Below are 15,473 nucleotides of genomic sequence, written 5' to 3' on the forward strand. Positions count from 1 at the left end.
CAACGAATGAGCAGACCGGTAAGGCTCTTGAGCGTTGGCGCGCTGACGCTGGACACGATCCTTCGCCTCGACACGCTGCCCATGCATCAGGGCAAGTTTATCGCCTCCGACGCTGCCCAGATGGCCTCCGGCATGGCCACCAGTGCTGCTTGCGCCGCGCGGCGTCTCGGCGCCGAGGTTTCGCTTTGGGCAAGCGCGGGCGACGATGCCGTCGCCGACCAACTCATTGCCGGCATCGAGGCCGAGGGTGTCGATTGCAGCCTTGTCCGGCGCGTCAGTGGCGCGCGCTCGGCACTGGCGGCGATCCTGGTCGACGCCCATGGCGAACGCATCATCGTTCCCTTTTACGACCCGAAGGCGCAGGCCGATCCCGAGAAATTGCCCGCCGATCTTTCCGGTTTCGACGCCGTGCTGGTCGATGTCCGCTGGCCGGGCGCTGCCGCACTTGCCCTGACCGCGGCAAGCGCCGCCGGCTGTCCGGCGATCCTCGACGCCGATACCGCGCCGCTGGAGGTGCTGGAGCAATTGTTGCCTTTAGCCACGCACATCGTCGCCTCCGAGCCTGCGGCACGCATCGTTTGCGGCCAGGCACTGGATCCGGAGACTGCCTGCGCCGACCTCGCCAGCCGCACCGATGCCTTTGTCGCGGTGACAGGCGGGGCGGCGGGAAGCTGGTGGCATGACCATTCCGCCGGCTGTGTGCGCCATGTCGAGGCGCCGAGGATCAAGGCGGTGGACACACTTGCCGCCGGCGATGTATTTCACGGCGCCTTTGCCGTCGGCCTCGCGGAGGCCATGCCTCCCGAGCAGGCCTTGCGCTTTGCCAGTGCTGCCGCCGCGCTCAAATGCCTGCGCTTCGGCGGCCGGCTGGGCGCGCCGGACCGGGCCGAGACGCTGGCCATGATGGCGGCCCACTGGCCGGCAAATTTGGAGGCGTGAGACCTACCCCTTGGCCGGATGCTCGACGGCTTGCCGGCCGAAGTCCGGCACGTCGATGTCCTGGCCGGCCTCAATGATCGAGCGGCGCACGGCACGCGTGCGGGTGAACAGGTCGAACAGCTTTTCGCCGTCGCCCCAGCGGATCGCCCGCTGCAGCGAGGCGAGATCCTCCGAGAATCGCGCCAGCATTTCGAGGATCGCATCCTTGTTATGCAGGCAGACGTCGCGCCACATGGTCGGGTCGGAAGCGGCGAGACGGGTGAAGTCGCGAAAACCGGAAGCCGAATATTTGATGACTTCGGACTTGGTCACCGACTGCAAATCGTCGGCGGTGCCGACGATGTTGTAGGCGATGATATGAGGCAGATGCGAGACGATGGCCAAAGTCATATCGTGATGCTGCGGGTCCATTGTGTCGATGTTGGAGCCGCAACGCCGCCAGAATTCCGACAGCCGCTCCAGCGCCTCCGGATCGGTGCCCGGCAGCGGCGTGAAGATGCACCAGCGATTGTCGAAGAGGTCGGCGAAGCCGGCATCCGGCCCCGATTTTTCCGTGCCGGCCAGCGGATGGCCGGGTATGAAATGCACGCTCTCCGGCACATGCGGCTGCATCTGCGCGATGACGGAGGCCTTGGTCGAGCCGACATCGGTGAGGATGGCGCCCTTCTTCAGCGCCGGCGCGATTTCTTCCGCGACCGCGCCGGAGGAGCCGACCGGCACCGAAACGATGATCAGATCGGCATCGCGCACCGCTTCCTTCGCATCGGTGGTGTAGGAATCCCCCAGCCCAAGTTCCCTGGCCCGCCCCAGCGTCGTTTCGCTGCGCGTCGAGATGGCGACATGGCGAGCGAGGCCCTCGCGGCGGATGACGCGGGCCAGCGACGAGCCGATCAGGCCGATGCCGACCAGCGCGATCTTTTCGAACAGCGGTGATGTCATGGTGTTCTAGCTTTTCAGGAATGTCGTGAGGGCGTCGATGACGCCGCGATTGGCTTCTTCGGTGCCGATGCTCATGCGCAGCGCATTGGGAAAGCCGTAACCGGAAACGCGCCGCAAAATGAAGCCGCGCGCAGTAAGGTAGTCGTCGGCAGCCGCCGCCGAATGCTTCTTGTCGTCGAGAAAGTGGATCAGCAGGAAATTGCCGACGCTCGGCGTTACCCTGAGGCCCAGCTTTGTCAATTCCTCAGTCAACCAGGTCAGCCAGGTCTCGTTGTGCACCACGCTGCGCTCGACATGGGCGCGGTCGCGGATGGCGGCGATCCCGGCCTCGATCGCCGTGGCGTTGACGTTGAAGGGGCCGCGAATGCGGTTGATCGCGTCGACGACGTGCATCGGACCATACATCCAGCCGATCCGCGCCCCGCCAAGGCCGAGCTTGGAGAAGGTGCGGGTCATGACCACGTTCTCGGTTCCGCCGACCAACTCGATGCCGGCTTCATAGTCGTTGCGGCGGACATATTCTGCGTAAGCCGCATCGAGCACCAGAAGCACGTTTTTCGGCAGCCTCGCATGCAGGCGGCGCACCTCCTGGAACGGCACATAGGTGCCGGTCGGATTGTTGGGATTGGCGAGAAACACGATCTTGGTGCGCGGCGTCACGGCGGCCAGTATCGCATCGATGTCGGCGCGCTCGTCGGTCTCCTTGACAGCGACCGGCGTCGCACCGGCCGACTGGATGTAGATCTTGTAGACCATGAAGGCGTGTTCGGTAAAAATCGCTTCATCGCCAGGCGCCAGATAGGTCTGCGCCAGCAGGCCCAATATCTCGTCGGAGCCGTTGGAACAGATGATGTTTGCCGCATTCAGCCCGTGCACCTCGGCGATCGCCTCGCGCAGCCGCCTGGCGGTGCCGTCGGGATAGATATCGAGTTTTGCCGCGACCTCGCGCGCGGCCTCGATCGCCTTCGGCGACGGGCCGAGCGGGTTCTCGTTCGACGACAATTTGTAGACCTTGGCGACACCGGCCGGCGCCGTGCTCTTGCCGGGCACATAGGCGTCGATATCCATGATGCCCGCGCGGGGCGTTGGCCGTGCCTGATCCGGTCTCTTGTTCATGTCTAACAAATCCATCGAGAATTCTTCCGCCGGAAGCCGCAGCGGAAATACTAGCCGTGGCCCGGAATGTCGAGAGCCGGCAGTGGCGCGAGCGACCGGCCGTTGACGGCAAGGCGCGCGAGTTCTAGAAGAATGTGACAGTTCCGTGGTGATTTGGCCGGTCGGCTTGCAGCCACGTTAAACAACTCGCTAAAGGGCCGTTTGCATCCTGTAACCGGCTTTGCGAGGGCATTGCCGGTTTTTTGTTGTCCGCCGCCGGCCGGACGATGCGTAATGCAAGAGAGAGACAATGGCCGCTCCGCGCCCTGGAAAAACCAACAACGAGATCGACGCACCGTCGAGCCCGGTGTTGCGTTTCGGCGCCGACAAGCCGCTGAAGCTCGACGCCGGCACGCTTTTGTCGCCGTTCCAGATCGCCTACCAGACCTATGGCACGCTGAACGATGCCCGCTCCAACGCCATCCTCGTCTGCCATGCGCTGACCGGCGACCAGCACGTTGCCAGCACCAATCCGGTGACCGGCAAGCCGGGCTGGTGGGAGGCGCTGATCGGCCCCGGCAGGATCATCGACACCAACCGTTTCTTCGTCATCTGTTCCAACGTCATCGGCGGCTGTCTCGGGTCCACCGGCCCCGCCTCGACCAATCCGGCCACCGGCAAGCCCTACGGGCTCGACCTGCCGATCATCACCATCCGCGACATGGTGCGAGCGCAGCTTATGCTGGTCGACCATTTCGGCATCGAAAAACTGTTCTGCGTGCTCGGCGGCTCGATGGGCGGCATGCAGGTGCTGGAATGGGCCTCGACCTATCCGGAGCGCGTCTTCTCTGCGTTGCCGATCGCCACCGGCGCCCGCCATTCCTCGCAGAACATCGCCTTCCATGAGGTCGGCCGGCAAGCCGTCATGGCCGACCCGGACTGGCATGGCGGCAAATATTTCGAGCATGGCAAGCGCCCGGAAAAGGGCCTGGCGGTGGCGCGCATGGCCGCCCACATCACCTATCTGTCGGAAGCGGCACTTCACCGCAAGTTCGGCCGCAATCTGCAGGACCGCGAGGCGCTGACGTTCGGCTTCGACGCCGACTTCCAGATCGAGAGCTACCTGCGCCATCAGGGCATGACCTTCGTCGATCGCTTCGACGCCAACTCCTATCTCTACATGACCCGTTCCATGGATTACTTCGACCTCGCCGCCGACCATGGCGGCCGGCTGGCCGATGCCTTTGCCGGCACCAAGACCCGCTTCTGCCTGGTGTCCTTCACCAGCGACTGGCTGTTCCCGACCGAAGAGAGCCGCTCGATCGTGCATGCGCTGAACGCCGCCGGCGCCTCCGTCTCCTTCGTCGAGATCGACACCGACCGCGGCCACGATGCCTTCCTGCTCGAGGAACCGGAACTGTTCGCCGCCATCAACGGCTTCATCGGCTCGGCCGCCCGGGCCAGAGGGCTTAGCGCATGACCCCGAAAAGTAGCAGACTTTTCGGACCGGGACCATGCGCCAGGCAGGAGGCGAAGCCATGAGCGTCAACCGCGCCCAGCGCGTCGACCTTGAAGTCGTCGCCGGTCTCATCCCGCCGCGGTCGCGGGTGCTGGACGTCGGCTCCGGCGACGGCCTGCTGCTCGAACTGCTGCAGGCGACCAAGCACGTCGACGGCCGCGGCCTGGAATTGTCGCAGCGCGGCGTCAACGAATGCGTGGCGCGCGGCCTAAGCGTCATCCAGGGCGACGCCGACACGGACCTCGAATTCTATCCCGACAAGGGTTTTGATTTCGTCGTCCTGTCGCAGACCCTGCAGGCCACCCGCAACCCTAAGCTGGTGCTCGACGAACTGCTAAGGATCGGCAACCGCGCCATCGTCTCCTTCCCCAATTTCGGCCACTGGCGGGTGCGGCTGTCGCTGTTTGTCAAGGGACGGATGCCGGTGACCAAGGACCTGCCCTATTCCTGGTACGACACACCCAACATCCATTTCTGCACCATCCGCGACTTCGTCAATCTGGTCGAGGAGCTCGGCGCCACGGTGGAAAGGGCGACCGCTCTCGACGCCAACGGCCAGAAGATCGGCCTCTCGATGCCGTGGTGGTTCTGGAATTTCTTCGGCCAGCAGGCGGTGTTCTTGCTGAAGCGATGATCGTGGCTGGCTGCCGGCCATGCCGCTATTCCAGAACGTCGGTAGCCCTGTGCGGATGTTCGACGCCGTCGACGAAGACGACGTCGGATTGCGAGTTTTCGGTGCGCAGCGCCAGGATTGCCTGATAGGCGGGCGAATTGTACCACCCGCGTATATGGTCGAGGTCGGGGAATTCGATGACGATCAGATGTCCCGGCCAGGTATTTTCGACGACCTCCACCTCGCCACCATGCACCAGGAAGCGGCCGCCGAAGGGTTCCAGCGTGGCGTCGATCTTGTGCAGATATTCGACAATCTCAGGTCCCAATGTGGCCTGGCGCATGTGGGCAACGGCGTAAGCGGTCATGGCTGAACTCCTTTTGTGCAACTGGAGCAGTTTTGCCGACATGCGGTAGGCAGGTCGATTACGTGACGGGTAATAGCGGCAGCTACTTCGCCCGGCGGCAGTTGGATCGACTCCGACATTCCTTCCGGATGGGCTTGCCAGCCAACAGACGGTGTTGCAGTTCAGGCGCGGCTTGTGAAATTCGACGGGGCGCACGGCTTGCCCGCCGTCAGTCGGGATGACACAGGCGCTTCTTTTTTGTACGGTCGAATCGAATGCAATCCTGGGGTGGGCATGGAAGGCGGCCATCAAATCTATCCGCACATCGTAGAACCCGGGGCATAGCCGCATGGGAAAAACCATCGACCCGGCTCCCCTTATCACGGTGATCACACCGACCCACAATCGTCGCGACCAGGTGGTGCGCGCGGTGGAAAGCGTGCTGGCGCAAAGCCTTGCCCAGTTCGAGCACATCGTTGTCGATGACGGCTCGACCGACGCCACGGCCGCGGCGCTTGCCGCCATCCGCGATCCCCGGCTGGTCTATGTCGGCGCGAAATGGCGCGGCGCCAACGCTGCCCGCAACGCCGGAATCGAGCGTGCGCGAGCGCCGATCGTGGCCTTCCTTGATTCGGACGATGTCTACCTGCCGGACCGGCTGGAGCGGACGCTGGCACGCTTCGACGAGAATCCATCGCTGGAAATCCTCATCAGCTCGTTCGTCTCGGTGAAAGGCGGCCGCAGCACCAAATGCGTCAATCGCGAAGCCTTCTTGACCCGCAGTTCGCTGGAGAAGGCGCTGGTCGGGCAGACGATCTTCATTGCCGGTTCGGCGATAACCGCCCGCCGCGAATCCCTGCTGGCGATCGGCGGCTACGACAGCGACATCGCCCGCATGCAGGATCGCGAATTGCTGCTGCGGTTTGCCCGTCGCAGTGGGGCGCTGCTGTCCGAGGACATCGACTGGAAGAAGTACAATTCGGAGAATTCGATCTCGGGTCGCCGCGACGGCTATGTCGAAGCCTACGCAAACCTGATCGACAAACACCCTTACATCGCCGATCGCTATCCTGACGTCCCGCCCTACATGATCGCGCGCCAGATCATCGCCGATGCGATGAAGGGCAGGGTTTCCCAGGCATTCGCCGGCTATCTCGCCAACCGGTCGTCGAAAGCGCTCGGCTATTCACTGCCGCAACTGTTGCGCGGCTATGTCGGCGGTCGGCGCTGGCGCCGCGATCTCTACGATGAGTTCCGCAAGAAATACGGCACGCGGCCGGCCTGAACCATCCCGAGACCGGAGGTTCGGGAAACTCGCGGTTCATCGATCGAGTTCCGGAAAATACGGGTCTGAAAAAAACCGTCGGTCACGCTCGCCCTGCAGGCAGTCGATGGGCGCCGCCGCGTCGATCCGGACTGTCGTCGCGTTGGCGATACCGCTCACTTCGAGGATGAGCTTGCGGCGAATAGCGGTCGAAAATTCGGAAGCTGCATAGATCGGCAGCACGAAGGACCCTGGGCCACCGGTGACGCATTGCTCATAGTAGCTGTCGAGATGGCTGAAGGTCGGCGAAGGGCTGATCAGGATCGGCAGGCCGTTGATGACGATGCCCTTTGCCAGCGCCGCATCGCGCGTCGCTGTGACCGGCGGGCCGATATTGTTGGGGCCGTCGCCTGAAATGTCGATGACGCGCCGCGCGCCGGCGAAGGCGGCTTTCTCGAAAAGGCCGGTGCCGAAGGCAAGCGCGCCGGAAATCGAGGTGCCACGAAAGCTGCGGAACGGGCGGGCCGCGATCCGGTCGGCGAAGGCGTTGGCGCTGTCGCTGCCGTCGATGATCTGCCAGGCGAGGATGGCGTCGTCGCGAACGGTGCCCGCCCACTCGAAATAGGCCAGCGCAATGCGCCCGTTTGTGCCCGAACGCACCGCCTTGATGAAGTCCGGATGCCTGAGCGCCTCGACATAGCCGGCACGCTGCAGGGCAAACTCCTTCTCGTTCATCGACAGCGAGATGTCGACGGCCAGCACCAGTTCGACATCCACGGCAATCGTGTCGGCCGGCACAGGCAGGGGTGCTGCCTGGGTACAGGCGAAACAGGCAAGCAGGCTGAGCATGTCAAGCATGGCTGCGTGCGTCCGAGTGATACGGACAATTTTCACCGCGATCGCGGCAAAATAAAGCTGGTCTACTTCTTCCTGCGTACAGCAGCCGGCGGCGGCTCGATAGCGCCGGCCCTGACGCGGGCGGGCTTGAGTGCCGATCCGCCGGTATCCTTCACGATCGTCAGCGAGCGCGGGAAGAGCTGGTTGTGCTGGCCGCGGCCGATGTTGAGGATGGCGGCGTCGGGCAGGCGCCGCGCCAGCATCGACAGCACCTGCCTCAGCGTCGCGCCGTCGAACGTATCCAGCGCCTCGTCGATGATCACCCATTTCGGTCGCCTGAGCGCAAGCCTGGCAATGGCCAGCAGGCGCTGCTCGTCATCGGCCAGCTCATGCTCCCAGCGCGCCGAACGGTCGAGGGAAGATGCAAGCCGGCCGAGACCAACCTCGGCCAACACCGCCGCGATCTCGACATCCTCGACCGGTGCCGTGCCGTCGGTATGGTTGAGCACTTCGCGCAGCGTGCCGAGCGGAAAATAAGGGGTGCGTGGAACGAAGATCGGCACCTCGCCGGCCGGCATGCCGATCCGCCCGCTGCCCCACGGCCACAGGCCGGCAATGGCGCGGAAGAACAGCGTCTTGCCAGCGCGCGGGTCGCCGGTGATCATCACGCGTTCGCCCGCCCGTATCTCGACATCCGGCTCGGCGAGCTTGGTGCATCCGTCCGGCGAGGCGACCTCAAGCTTCTCAAAGGTCAGCCTGCCGTCCGGATTCTCGGCGAATGCGATCCGCCTTTCCTTGTCGTGCCAGACATCGGTTTCGCCAAGCGCGATGCGAAAATCGGCGACGCGCATCAGCGTCGCCCGCCAGTCGGCGATGCCGCCTATGTTGTTGATGAACCAGCGCAGCGAGGAGTGCACCTGGTTGAAGGCGCCGACCGCCATCATCAGACCGCCGAAGCTGATATCGCCGGCGAAATAGACCGGCGACGCGACCAGGATCGGCGCGACGACGGTGATCCAGCCATAGGTGTCGGTGACCCAGGACAGGTTGATCTGCGCGCTGTAGATGCGCTTCATGGCGCCGAGCACCGTGCCAAGATCGAGCTCGAGCTGCCGTTTGGCGTCAGCCTCGCCATGCGCCAGCGCGATGGCGTCGACATTCTCGTTGACGCGGACCATCGAGAACCTGAGCTCCGCCTCGCGCGTATAGCGATCGCTGTTGAAGCGGATCAGCGGCCGTCCGACCAGCCAGCTCAGCCACGAGGCGATGCCGGCATAGAGGATCGCCGCCCACACCATGTAACCCGGTATCGCCAGCGAACGGCCGCCTATGTGGAAGACGAAGCCCGAGGACAGCGTCCACAAGACGCCGATGAAGGACACGAGCAGGATGAAGGACTGCAGCAGGCCGACACCGAGATCGGTCGACAGATCGGACAAATGCGCGGCATCCTGCTGCATGCGCTGGTCGGGATTGACGCCTATGGCTCCGGCATGAGCGAGTCGGAAGGCGCGCGCCGGCCGCATCCATTCATCGATCAGGTCAAGTGTCAGCGCCTCGCGGAGCTTCAGCCGGATCGTCTGGTTGAGCCAGGTCTGGCCGACATTGAGCACCAACAGCCCCCCGGCAATCTCGGCAAAGACGAGAAGCTGATGCAGGAAACCCTGCATGTCGCGCCGCGCCAGCGCATCGTAGAAAGGCTGGTTCCAACGGTTGAGCAGAACCTGGCCGATCGCGGTCGCGACGATGACGGCGACGATGCCGATGCAGGTCCAGGCGAGCGGCTTGCGCACCGGCGAGGTCTTCAGCGCCTGCCGGATCGTCTTCAACTGGTCGCCGAGACTGCTGGCTTCGACCGACACGGCGGCCTGTCCCGCACCGGCTATGACGTCCGCTTGATCCGCCATGCGTGATATCCCTGCATTCGGAAGAGTGGTGGAGCCGGTCAGAACCATGACCGGCCATGTTCAGGCGGCGGCCCCGCACTCGACAGATAGGGACTGACAAAGCCCAGGTCCGATCACGAACGCGTCACTCCGCCCGGGGAAGCCGCTTCCCCGCCGCGCGACCGGCCGAGCCTGGTCGCGCCTTGCGGCGAGAGCACCGGCACGAAGACGCGCCGCGACGCACGCTGGGCGACCGGCACGCCTTGATAAAGCCGCTTCTGCGCCTCGACCACGATGACACCGGAAAAAATCGGCCAGAACCGCCGGCCGGCCCGTTCCAGCACATTGTGGAACCGCATCATGAAGCGCCGCGGCGACGGCGGGAAGAACAGCGCGTCGGACCATGCCGCCGGGGTGAAATGCGCCTCGCGCAGCAATTCGGTGAGCTGGCCGCGCGAGAACGGCCGGCCATTGCCGAACGGCGTATGCTCGAAACGCGCCCAGACGCCGCGACGGTTGGGCACGACGATGACGACGCGCCCGGCCGGCGACAGCACCCGCCAGATCTCGTTCAGCGTCTCGCGCGGGTTCTCGACATGCTCGAGCGAATGGACGAGCAGCATGCGGTCGATGCAGGAATCGACCAGCGGCAATTCCTCGTCGAAGACCAGCGCCGTCGCCGTCGGACCCGTCGCCGGCCAGACCACCGCGCCCTGCGTTGCCGGCATGAAGGCAAAGACGCGCTCGGCATCGGCGCCGAACCGCTCCAGCCACGGCAAGGTGTAGCCGAGGCCGACCAGCCGCTCATTCGGCACCGCGGCCCATATCGAGGACAGCGCCATGGTGATCGAGTGTTCGGCAAGCCGGCCGAGCGTGGTCGAATAGAAGGAGCGGAGGTCGACGATATCGGAATGCATGGCCGGGACGGTAGCCGCGATATCTGCCGAGTTCAACAAAGCTCAATTCCAGATGACATCGGCGGGCAAGCGCCCTATGTCTGCGGCGACAAATGGAGAGTTGCGATGCCGGTCGAAATCGAACAGTTCATGTGCCGCAGCGATAATTTCGGTGTGCTCGTGCATGACCCCAGAAGCGGCCAGACCGCGATCATCGACGCGCCCGAAGAGGCGCCGATCCTGGCCGCGATCCAGCGCACCGGCTGGACGCCGACGATGATCCTGACCACCCACCACCATGTCGACCATGTCGAGGCCAATCTGGCGCTGAAGGAGCGCTTCAAGCTGCGCATCATCGGACCGGAAGCGGAACAGGCGAAGATCCCCGGCATTGACGAAACGGTCGAAGAAGGCTCGGTCGTCCACCTCGGCGACGAGAGGGTCGACGTGATCGCCACGCCCGGCCACACGGCCGGCCATGTCTCCTACCATCTGCCGGCCTCGAAAGTGGCGTTCACCGCCGACACGCTGTTTGCGCTGGGCTGCGGCCGGTTGTTCGAATGCAAGCCGCCTGTGATGTACGAGTCGCTGAAGAAGCTGGCGGCGCTTCCCGCCGAGACGGTCATCTATTGCGGCCATGAATATACGCTTTCCAATGCCCGCTTCGCGCTGACCGTCGACCCGACCAATTCGGCCCTGAAGGAGCGCACCGCCAGGATCGAGGCGCTGCGCGCCGACGGCAAGCCGACCCTGCCGACGACAATCGGCGAGGAACTGTCGACCAATCCGTTCCTGCGCTGGCACGACCCTGCAATCCGCAAGCATCTCGGCATGGAGAAGGCCAGCGACGCCGACGTGTTCGCCGAAATCCGCAAGCGCAAGGACAATTTCTGAGCTCGGTGCTAACCTGCAATCGATGACAAGTGCCGCCGAAATCATCGCCACGCTCGGCCTGAAGCCGCATCCGGAAGGTGGCTGGTATGCCGAAACCTTTCGCGATGGCGCGGAAGGCACGCGCGGCCACTCGACCGCGATCTATTTCCTTCTGGAAGTGGATCAGCTGTCGGCCTGGCACCGGGTCAAGGATGCGGCCGAGGTCTGGCATTTCTATGCCGGCGCGCCGCTGGCGCTGTCCATGTATGAGGAAGGCAGCACAATCATCGAACAAGTGCTCGGCACCGCGCTTGCGGCGGGCGAGCGGCCGCAGATCGTGGTGCCCGCCGGCTGGTGGCAGTCGGCACGCAGCCTTGGCGAATGGACGCTGGTCGGCTGCACCGTGGCGCCGGGCTTCGACTTCGCCGCCTTCGAGCTCGCCGAGCCCGGCTGGCACCCGAAAAATCTTTAGCTGAGCAGGAATCCCAAGGTGATGGCTAGCTGGGCGGCGTAGTAAAGCCCCCAGACCGCGTAGCGCATCCAGACGCGGTGCGGCGAGATGGCGGCAAGCAGGAACTGTTCCGTGGCGAGCAGCCCGTCCGACGCCATGAACAGAATGGCGCCGCCGATCATCAGGCTGTTGCTGGTGGTGAGCGCCGATATCCCCATGGCGAGGATCGCGGCGACATAGACGCCGATCGGAAGACGCAAGGTGGGGCCGACACGGCGCCAAAGGGCGGCCAGCATGGCGATCGCGAATGCCGCCATCGCCAGCGCGATCGCCCCGCGCCATGACTCGGCGCCGAGCAGCCCCGTCCCGCCGCCGCTGCGCAGGAACAGCGCAACGTAGAAGATGTGCGCCGCGAGAAAACTGGCCAGCCCGCCGAGAAAGGCCTTCTCGCCGTCACGTGACAGGAAGGCGTCGCCGACGGCACTCAGCACCAGCGCCGCGACGAGCAGAAACGGCCCGCCTTGCATGAAGGCCAGCACCGCCAGCATCGCCACCGCCAGCGTCTTTGCTGCCGAGCGCGCGAGCCTCGGCGGCATGCTGAGTGTGAAAGCATAGATCACAGCCGCCACCAGCGAAAACACCAGTGTCGCATTGGCGTTGGCGTCGATGCCGCCGGGGAACGGCATCGTCATGCGCTGGCCTCGCCTGTCGCCGGCTTGCGCGTGAACAGCGATTTCGCCGCCAGTGCAGCGCCGCCGGTGATGAGCACGCAGGCGGCGAGGATTCGCAGCGACGGCTCGGCGACGCCGGCGGCGATCAGCACCAGCGTCGACAAAAGCGGCGCGGCATAACTTGCCGCCCCCAGCACCTGGATGTTGCCGCGCTTCACGCCGATGTCCCAGGCGTAGAAGGCCGCCCCCACCGGCATCAGGCCGAGGCCAAGCACGGCCAGCCACTGGCCGGCGCCATCGGGCAGCACCGTCTTTTCCAGCAAGAGGTGGCAGACCAGCGAAAGCGCCGACGTCGCGGCGCAGAACCAAGTGACGATGCTGGTCGGCACCGACGGGAACCGCCGCGACAGCAGCGAATAGGCCGACCACAAAAGGGCGCAGACGCCGGCCATCGCATAGCCGAAGGCATAGCGCGCATCGAAGGCGAGCCCGCCGCCCTTGGTGACGATTAGGATGGTGCCGGCAAGGCCGAGCAGCGCGCCGACGACATGGTTCCAGGCCAGCCGCTCGCCCGGCATCAACGCGGAGCCGAGCACGATCAGCAGCGGCCACAGATAGGCGATCAGGCTTGCCTCCACCGCCGGCGCGTTGCGTAGCGCGGTGAAGTAGAAGAAGTGGTAGCCGAACAGGCCGGCAATGCCGATCACCCACACTTGCGGCGGTATCTTTTTGCCGTTGTCGGAAGCCGGCATGACCAGCCGCGCGGCGAGCCCGACCGCGGTGCCGATGGTGAAGGTGATGGCCGACAGCAGGAATGGCGGCACCGCCCCGGAGGCGTCGGTGAGCAGCGCCAGCAGCGCCCACATGGCGACCGCCGTGAACCCGATCAATGTTGCGCGCCCCATGCCCGTCTCCGGCGGCGCGCGACGGCGCCTAGTTAACTGCTTCGAACCGCCCGGCGTTGATGGTCAGCGTGCCGATCTGCGTGCCGACCGTGGCGCGGATCGGCGCATATACCCCGCTTTGGCCGACTGGCGCAAACGTCACCATCATCTTGCTGCGGTTCTTCAGGTAATTCAAAGCCTTGCGGCCTTTGCGATAGCCCGCCACCGGCTCAAAACCCATGCGGCAGGTCACCGTGTCGCCCTTGTAGCCTTGCACCGAGATCGAGCCTTTCGATGCGTAAGTCAGTGTCAGGTCGGCGCGCATCTCGCCATCGTAGAATTTCACCGTGCGCCCGCAGACATTGTCGAGACTGTCGGCATGGATGACGGTGGCCGCCATCGGATCGAGCACCGACGACAGATCGCCGGCTCCCAGCGGAACCCAGCTTTTGGGATCGCGCTTGCCTGGCGCAGGGACGACCTTGGTGGCGGTGACGGCGCCATTTGCGAAGCGGATGTCGACAACCGATGCCTTCTTGCCCGACGTGTAATCGGCACGGAAAGCCTGCGGCTGCATCTTCTTGCCGGAAATAGTGCCTTTTGACGAGATCGTGCCCTTCGTGTCGTCGAACAGCTTGGCAAGGCCGGCGGCGGAGACCGTGCCATTGATCAAATAGGTATCGCCTTGATAGCTGCTGGAGAACGTCGCCCTGGCCACCGAAAGACCGAGGAACGACACCGTATATTCGCCCTTGAAGGACTGCGGCGCGGCTGCGGCGGCTGCATCCGGCAGGGCAATGGCAAGCAAGGAGCAGAGGGCATATGACGAACGAAGCATGACGGCGGATCGATCCTCGATTTCAGCCTGAAGGCGGACAACTTCAGGCTGGCATGTCCCTTTGCGACCGCTTATAGGCCAGAATCCGGCCTTTATATGAAACAGGCGCTGGGCATGCCGGAGCTTGACGCGCCAGCGAAATGCAACTATGGAACGCCAACTTTTTCCATAAGGCCGCCTGACCGAGACCGCGCGCCACCCGGCGCGGGTTGAATGGTTTGGCCAGACCGAGAACTGAAGGTTAGAACCATGTCCCGCACCTGCGAACTCACTGCCAAGGCCGTCATGACCGGCAACAATGTGAGCCACGCCAACAACAAGACCAAGCGCCGCTTCCTGCCGAACCTGGTCAATGTGACGCTGATCTCCGAAGTGCTGAACCAGAACGTGCGCCTGCGCGTTTCGGCCAACGCCCTGCGTTCGGTCGAGCATCGCGGCGGCCTCGATGCGTTCCTGGCCAAGGCCGACGCCAAGGAGCTGTCGCAGCGCGCCCGCCTGCTGAAGAAGCAGATCGCCAAGAAGCTCGCCGGGCAGCCGGCAGCCTGAGACGTTCTTCGGACGGAATGCCGTCCGAGCCGTTGAGCCAAACGGCGCGAGACGGTTTTCGGCTAGACATCTGAGCAATGCAGCGCCGTCCGGATTGGGTGGCGCTTTGCTGGTTCCATTACCCAGGATAAAAAAATGAATTCCTTCTCGCGTTACTTGCCCTTCGTGAGCGCCATGGCGCTTGTCGTCGTGGCGTCGAACATCCTTGTGCAGTTCCCGATGCAGGGCCAGATCGGCGGCCTGTCGCTGGCCGACATCCTGACCTGGGGCGCTTTCACCTACCCCTTCTCCTTCCTGGTCACCGACCTCGCCAACCGCCGCTATGGCCCAACCGTGGCGCGCCGGATCGTCTTTGTCGGCTTCATGACGGCGGTGATCTGCTCGATCCTGGTCCCGCCCTTCCTGTTCCGCCACGGCCTCATCGAGTTCGAGACCGCCGCCGACCGGCTGGTCCGCATTGCGGCAGCCTCGGGCGCCGCCTTCCTGACCGCGCAGTTGCTCGACGTCACCGTGTTCAACCGGCTGCGCCGGCAGAGTTGGTGGCGCGCGCCGATCGTCGGCACGCTGGTCGGCTCGGTGTTCGACACCGTCGTGTTCTTCGCCGTCGCGTTTTCGGCGGCCTTCGCCTTTGCCGGCCCGAGCGACAGTTTCGCGCTCGAAACGGCGCCGCTGATGGGCGTGCTGCCGGCAGAGACCATGCGCTGGGTGTCCTGGGCGCTCGGCGACCTTTCGGTGAAACTGATCATCGCCGTGGTGGCGCTGATCCCCTACCGGCTGCTCGCCGCCCGCTGGAGCCAGCCGGCGCTGGCGACATAGACCATGATCCCGAAAAGTGGAGTCCGGTTTTCGGACAAGATCATGGTCAAACAAAAAATC

17 protein-coding genes and 1 riboswitch are annotated in these 15,473 nt (G+C 64.4%); of the genes, 8 read left to right on the forward strand and 9 right to left on the reverse strand.

The genetic code is table 11. The features are described from left to right. The first annotated feature begins 6 nt into the window (after nucleotides 1-6). Nucleotides 7-939 carry a sugar kinase gene (locus ACSQ3Z_RS24690; protein WP_436173847.1) on the forward strand — a complete coding sequence of 311 codons (933 nt, stop codon included), beginning with the start codon at nucleotides 7-9 and terminating at the stop codon, nucleotides 937-939. A gap of 3 nt (nucleotides 940-942) precedes the next feature. Here ACSQ3Z_RS24690 and ACSQ3Z_RS24695 read toward each other — a convergent pair whose 3' ends face one another. Both ACSQ3Z_RS24695 and hisC read right to left on the reverse strand, forming a co-directional pair. Continuing rightward, nucleotides 943-1,878 carry a prephenate/arogenate dehydrogenase family protein gene (locus ACSQ3Z_RS24695; protein WP_436173848.1) on the reverse strand — a complete coding sequence of 312 codons (936 nt, stop codon included), beginning with the start codon at nucleotides 1,876-1,878 and terminating at the stop codon, nucleotides 943-945. Nucleotides 1,879-1,884: 6 nt separating this feature from the next. After that, entirely contained in the window at nucleotides 1,885-2,994 is a 1,110-nt protein-coding gene (gene hisC / locus ACSQ3Z_RS24700) for a histidinol-phosphate transaminase (protein ID WP_436173849.1), read from the reverse strand. 135 nt (nucleotides 2,995-3,129) lie between these two features. Beyond that, nucleotides 3,130-3,207: riboswitch (SAM riboswitch) on the forward strand. A gap of 76 nt (nucleotides 3,208-3,283) precedes the next feature. Here hisC and metX point away from each other — a divergent pair. Beyond that, the gene (gene metX, locus ACSQ3Z_RS24705) at nucleotides 3,284-4,453 is read left to right on the forward strand and encodes a homoserine O-acetyltransferase MetX (protein WP_436173850.1); all 1,170 of its coding nucleotides are present in this window, start codon (nucleotides 3,284-3,286) and stop codon (nucleotides 4,451-4,453) included. Nucleotides 4,454-4,511: 58 nt separating this feature from the next. Beyond that, nucleotides 4,512-5,126, forward strand: coding sequence for a methionine biosynthesis protein MetW (gene metW, locus ACSQ3Z_RS24710; protein ID WP_436173851.1), 615 nt, complete (start codon nucleotides 4,512-4,514; stop codon nucleotides 5,124-5,126). 25 nt (nucleotides 5,127-5,151) lie between these two features. Here metW and ACSQ3Z_RS24715 read toward each other — a convergent pair whose 3' ends face one another. After that, entirely contained in the window at nucleotides 5,152-5,472 is a 321-nt protein-coding gene (locus ACSQ3Z_RS24715; RefSeq protein ID WP_436173852.1) for a DUF1330 domain-containing protein, read from the reverse strand. Nucleotides 5,473-5,800: 328 nt separating this feature from the next. On the opposite strand from ACSQ3Z_RS24715, the gene ACSQ3Z_RS24720 reads away from it, so the two are divergent. Continuing rightward, nucleotides 5,801-6,736, forward strand: a complete 936-nt coding sequence (locus ACSQ3Z_RS24720; RefSeq protein ID WP_436173853.1) for a glycosyltransferase family 2 protein — start codon at nucleotides 5,801-5,803, stop codon at nucleotides 6,734-6,736. Between the two features lie 36 nt (nucleotides 6,737-6,772). Here the strand turns inward: ACSQ3Z_RS24720 and ACSQ3Z_RS24725 are convergent, their stop codons facing one another. The 3 genes from ACSQ3Z_RS24725 to ACSQ3Z_RS24735 form a co-directional block, all read right to left on the reverse strand. Beyond that, on the reverse strand, nucleotides 6,773-7,573 hold the full coding sequence (locus ACSQ3Z_RS24725; protein ID WP_436173854.1) for a DUF1194 domain-containing protein: 801 nt from the start codon (nucleotides 7,571-7,573) through the stop codon (nucleotides 6,773-6,775). Nucleotides 7,574-7,635: 62 nt separating this feature from the next. After that, nucleotides 7,636-9,459 carry an ABC transporter ATP-binding protein/permease gene (locus ACSQ3Z_RS24730; RefSeq protein WP_436173855.1) on the reverse strand — a complete coding sequence of 608 codons (1,824 nt, stop codon included), beginning with the start codon at nucleotides 9,457-9,459 and terminating at the stop codon, nucleotides 7,636-7,638. Between the two features lie 113 nt (nucleotides 9,460-9,572). After that, the gene (locus tag ACSQ3Z_RS24735; protein WP_436173980.1) at nucleotides 9,573-10,355 is read right to left on the reverse strand and encodes a class I SAM-dependent methyltransferase; all 783 of its coding nucleotides are present in this window, start codon (nucleotides 10,353-10,355) and stop codon (nucleotides 9,573-9,575) included. Between the two features lie 105 nt (nucleotides 10,356-10,460). Here ACSQ3Z_RS24735 and gloB point away from each other — a divergent pair, with 105 nt between their 5' ends. Together gloB and ACSQ3Z_RS24745 are read left to right on the forward strand one after the other, a co-directional pair. Beyond that, nucleotides 10,461-11,228: a hydroxyacylglutathione hydrolase gene (gloB, locus tag ACSQ3Z_RS24740; RefSeq protein WP_436173856.1), complete on the forward strand. Its 768-nt coding sequence runs from the start codon at nucleotides 10,461-10,463 to the stop codon at nucleotides 11,226-11,228. A gap of 22 nt (nucleotides 11,229-11,250) precedes the next feature. Continuing rightward, nucleotides 11,251-11,679, forward strand: coding sequence for a cupin domain-containing protein (locus ACSQ3Z_RS24745; RefSeq protein WP_436173857.1), 429 nt, complete (start codon nucleotides 11,251-11,253; stop codon nucleotides 11,677-11,679). Here ACSQ3Z_RS24745 and ACSQ3Z_RS24750 read toward each other — a convergent pair. The 3 genes from ACSQ3Z_RS24750 to ACSQ3Z_RS24760 are packed head-to-tail and all read right to left on the reverse strand — an operon-like array spanning nucleotide 11,676 to nucleotide 14,051. Next, complete coding sequence (locus ACSQ3Z_RS24750; protein ID WP_436173858.1) at nucleotides 11,676-12,350, reverse strand: lysoplasmalogenase; 675 nt, start codon at nucleotides 12,348-12,350, stop codon at nucleotides 11,676-11,678. The genes ACSQ3Z_RS24745 and ACSQ3Z_RS24750 overlap by 4 nt on opposite strands. Continuing rightward, on the reverse strand, nucleotides 12,347-13,234 hold the full coding sequence (gene yddG, locus ACSQ3Z_RS24755; protein WP_436173859.1) for an aromatic amino acid exporter YddG: 888 nt from the start codon (nucleotides 13,232-13,234) through the stop codon (nucleotides 12,347-12,349). The genes ACSQ3Z_RS24750 and yddG overlap by 4 nt, the downstream gene beginning before the upstream one ends. A 28-nt stretch (nucleotides 13,235-13,262) precedes the next feature. Further along, entirely contained in the window at nucleotides 13,263-14,051 is a 789-nt protein-coding gene (locus tag ACSQ3Z_RS24760; protein WP_436173860.1) for a DUF3108 domain-containing protein, read from the reverse strand. A gap of 249 nt (nucleotides 14,052-14,300) precedes the next feature. Between ACSQ3Z_RS24760 and rpmB the strand changes: the two genes are divergently transcribed. Both rpmB and ACSQ3Z_RS24770 read left to right on the forward strand, forming a co-directional pair. Then, complete coding sequence (gene rpmB, locus ACSQ3Z_RS24765) at nucleotides 14,301-14,597, forward strand: 50S ribosomal protein L28 (protein WP_436173861.1); 297 nt, start codon at nucleotides 14,301-14,303, stop codon at nucleotides 14,595-14,597. Between the two features lie 135 nt (nucleotides 14,598-14,732). Beyond that, a complete protein-coding gene (locus tag ACSQ3Z_RS24770; RefSeq protein WP_436173862.1) occupies nucleotides 14,733-15,413 on the forward strand; it encodes a queuosine precursor transporter in 681 nt (226 codons plus the stop codon). Nucleotides 15,414-15,473: the final 60 nt, after the last annotated feature.

Origin of the sequence: Mesorhizobium sp. LjNodule214 (genome assembly GCF_964252735.1) — a bacterium.
Lineage (GTDB): Bacteria > Pseudomonadota > Alphaproteobacteria > Rhizobiales > Rhizobiaceae > Mesorhizobium.

Coding starts and splice junctions, on each gene's coding strand:
- ACSQ3Z_RS24690 (WP_436173847.1), top strand. CDS start 7: ATGAGCAGACCGGTAAGGCTCTTGAGCGTTGGCGCGCTGACGCTGGAC.
- ACSQ3Z_RS24695 (WP_436173848.1), bottom strand. CDS start 1,878: ATGACATCACCGCTGTTCGAAAAGATCGCGCTGGTCGGCATCGGCCTG.
- hisC (WP_436173849.1), bottom strand. CDS start 2,994: ATGAACAAGAGACCGGATCAGGCACGGCCAACGCCCCGCGCGGGCATC.
- metX (WP_436173850.1), top strand. CDS start 3,284: ATGGCCGCTCCGCGCCCTGGAAAAACCAACAACGAGATCGACGCACCG.
- metW (WP_436173851.1), top strand. CDS start 4,512: ATGAGCGTCAACCGCGCCCAGCGCGTCGACCTTGAAGTCGTCGCCGGT.
- ACSQ3Z_RS24715 (WP_436173852.1), bottom strand. CDS start 5,472: ATGACCGCTTACGCCGTTGCCCACATGCGCCAGGCCACATTGGGACCT.
- ACSQ3Z_RS24720 (WP_436173853.1), top strand. CDS start 5,801: ATGGGAAAAACCATCGACCCGGCTCCCCTTATCACGGTGATCACACCG.
- ACSQ3Z_RS24725 (WP_436173854.1), bottom strand. CDS start 7,573: ATGCTTGACATGCTCAGCCTGCTTGCCTGTTTCGCCTGTACCCAGGCA.
- ACSQ3Z_RS24730 (WP_436173855.1), bottom strand. CDS start 9,459: ATGGCGGATCAAGCGGACGTCATAGCCGGTGCGGGACAGGCCGCCGTG.
- ACSQ3Z_RS24735 (WP_436173980.1), bottom strand. CDS start 10,355: ATGCATTCCGATATCGTCGACCTCCGCTCCTTCTATTCGACCACGCTC.
- gloB (WP_436173856.1), top strand. CDS start 10,461: ATGCCGGTCGAAATCGAACAGTTCATGTGCCGCAGCGATAATTTCGGT.
- ACSQ3Z_RS24745 (WP_436173857.1), top strand. CDS start 11,251: ATGACAAGTGCCGCCGAAATCATCGCCACGCTCGGCCTGAAGCCGCAT.
- ACSQ3Z_RS24750 (WP_436173858.1), bottom strand. CDS start 12,350: ATGACGATGCCGTTCCCCGGCGGCATCGACGCCAACGCCAATGCGACA.
- yddG (WP_436173859.1), bottom strand. CDS start 13,234: ATGGGGCGCGCAACATTGATCGGGTTCACGGCGGTCGCCATGTGGGCG.
- ACSQ3Z_RS24760 (WP_436173860.1), bottom strand. CDS start 14,051: ATGCTTCGTTCGTCATATGCCCTCTGCTCCTTGCTTGCCATTGCCCTG.
- rpmB (WP_436173861.1), top strand. CDS start 14,301: ATGTCCCGCACCTGCGAACTCACTGCCAAGGCCGTCATGACCGGCAAC.
- ACSQ3Z_RS24770 (WP_436173862.1), top strand. CDS start 14,733: ATGAATTCCTTCTCGCGTTACTTGCCCTTCGTGAGCGCCATGGCGCTT.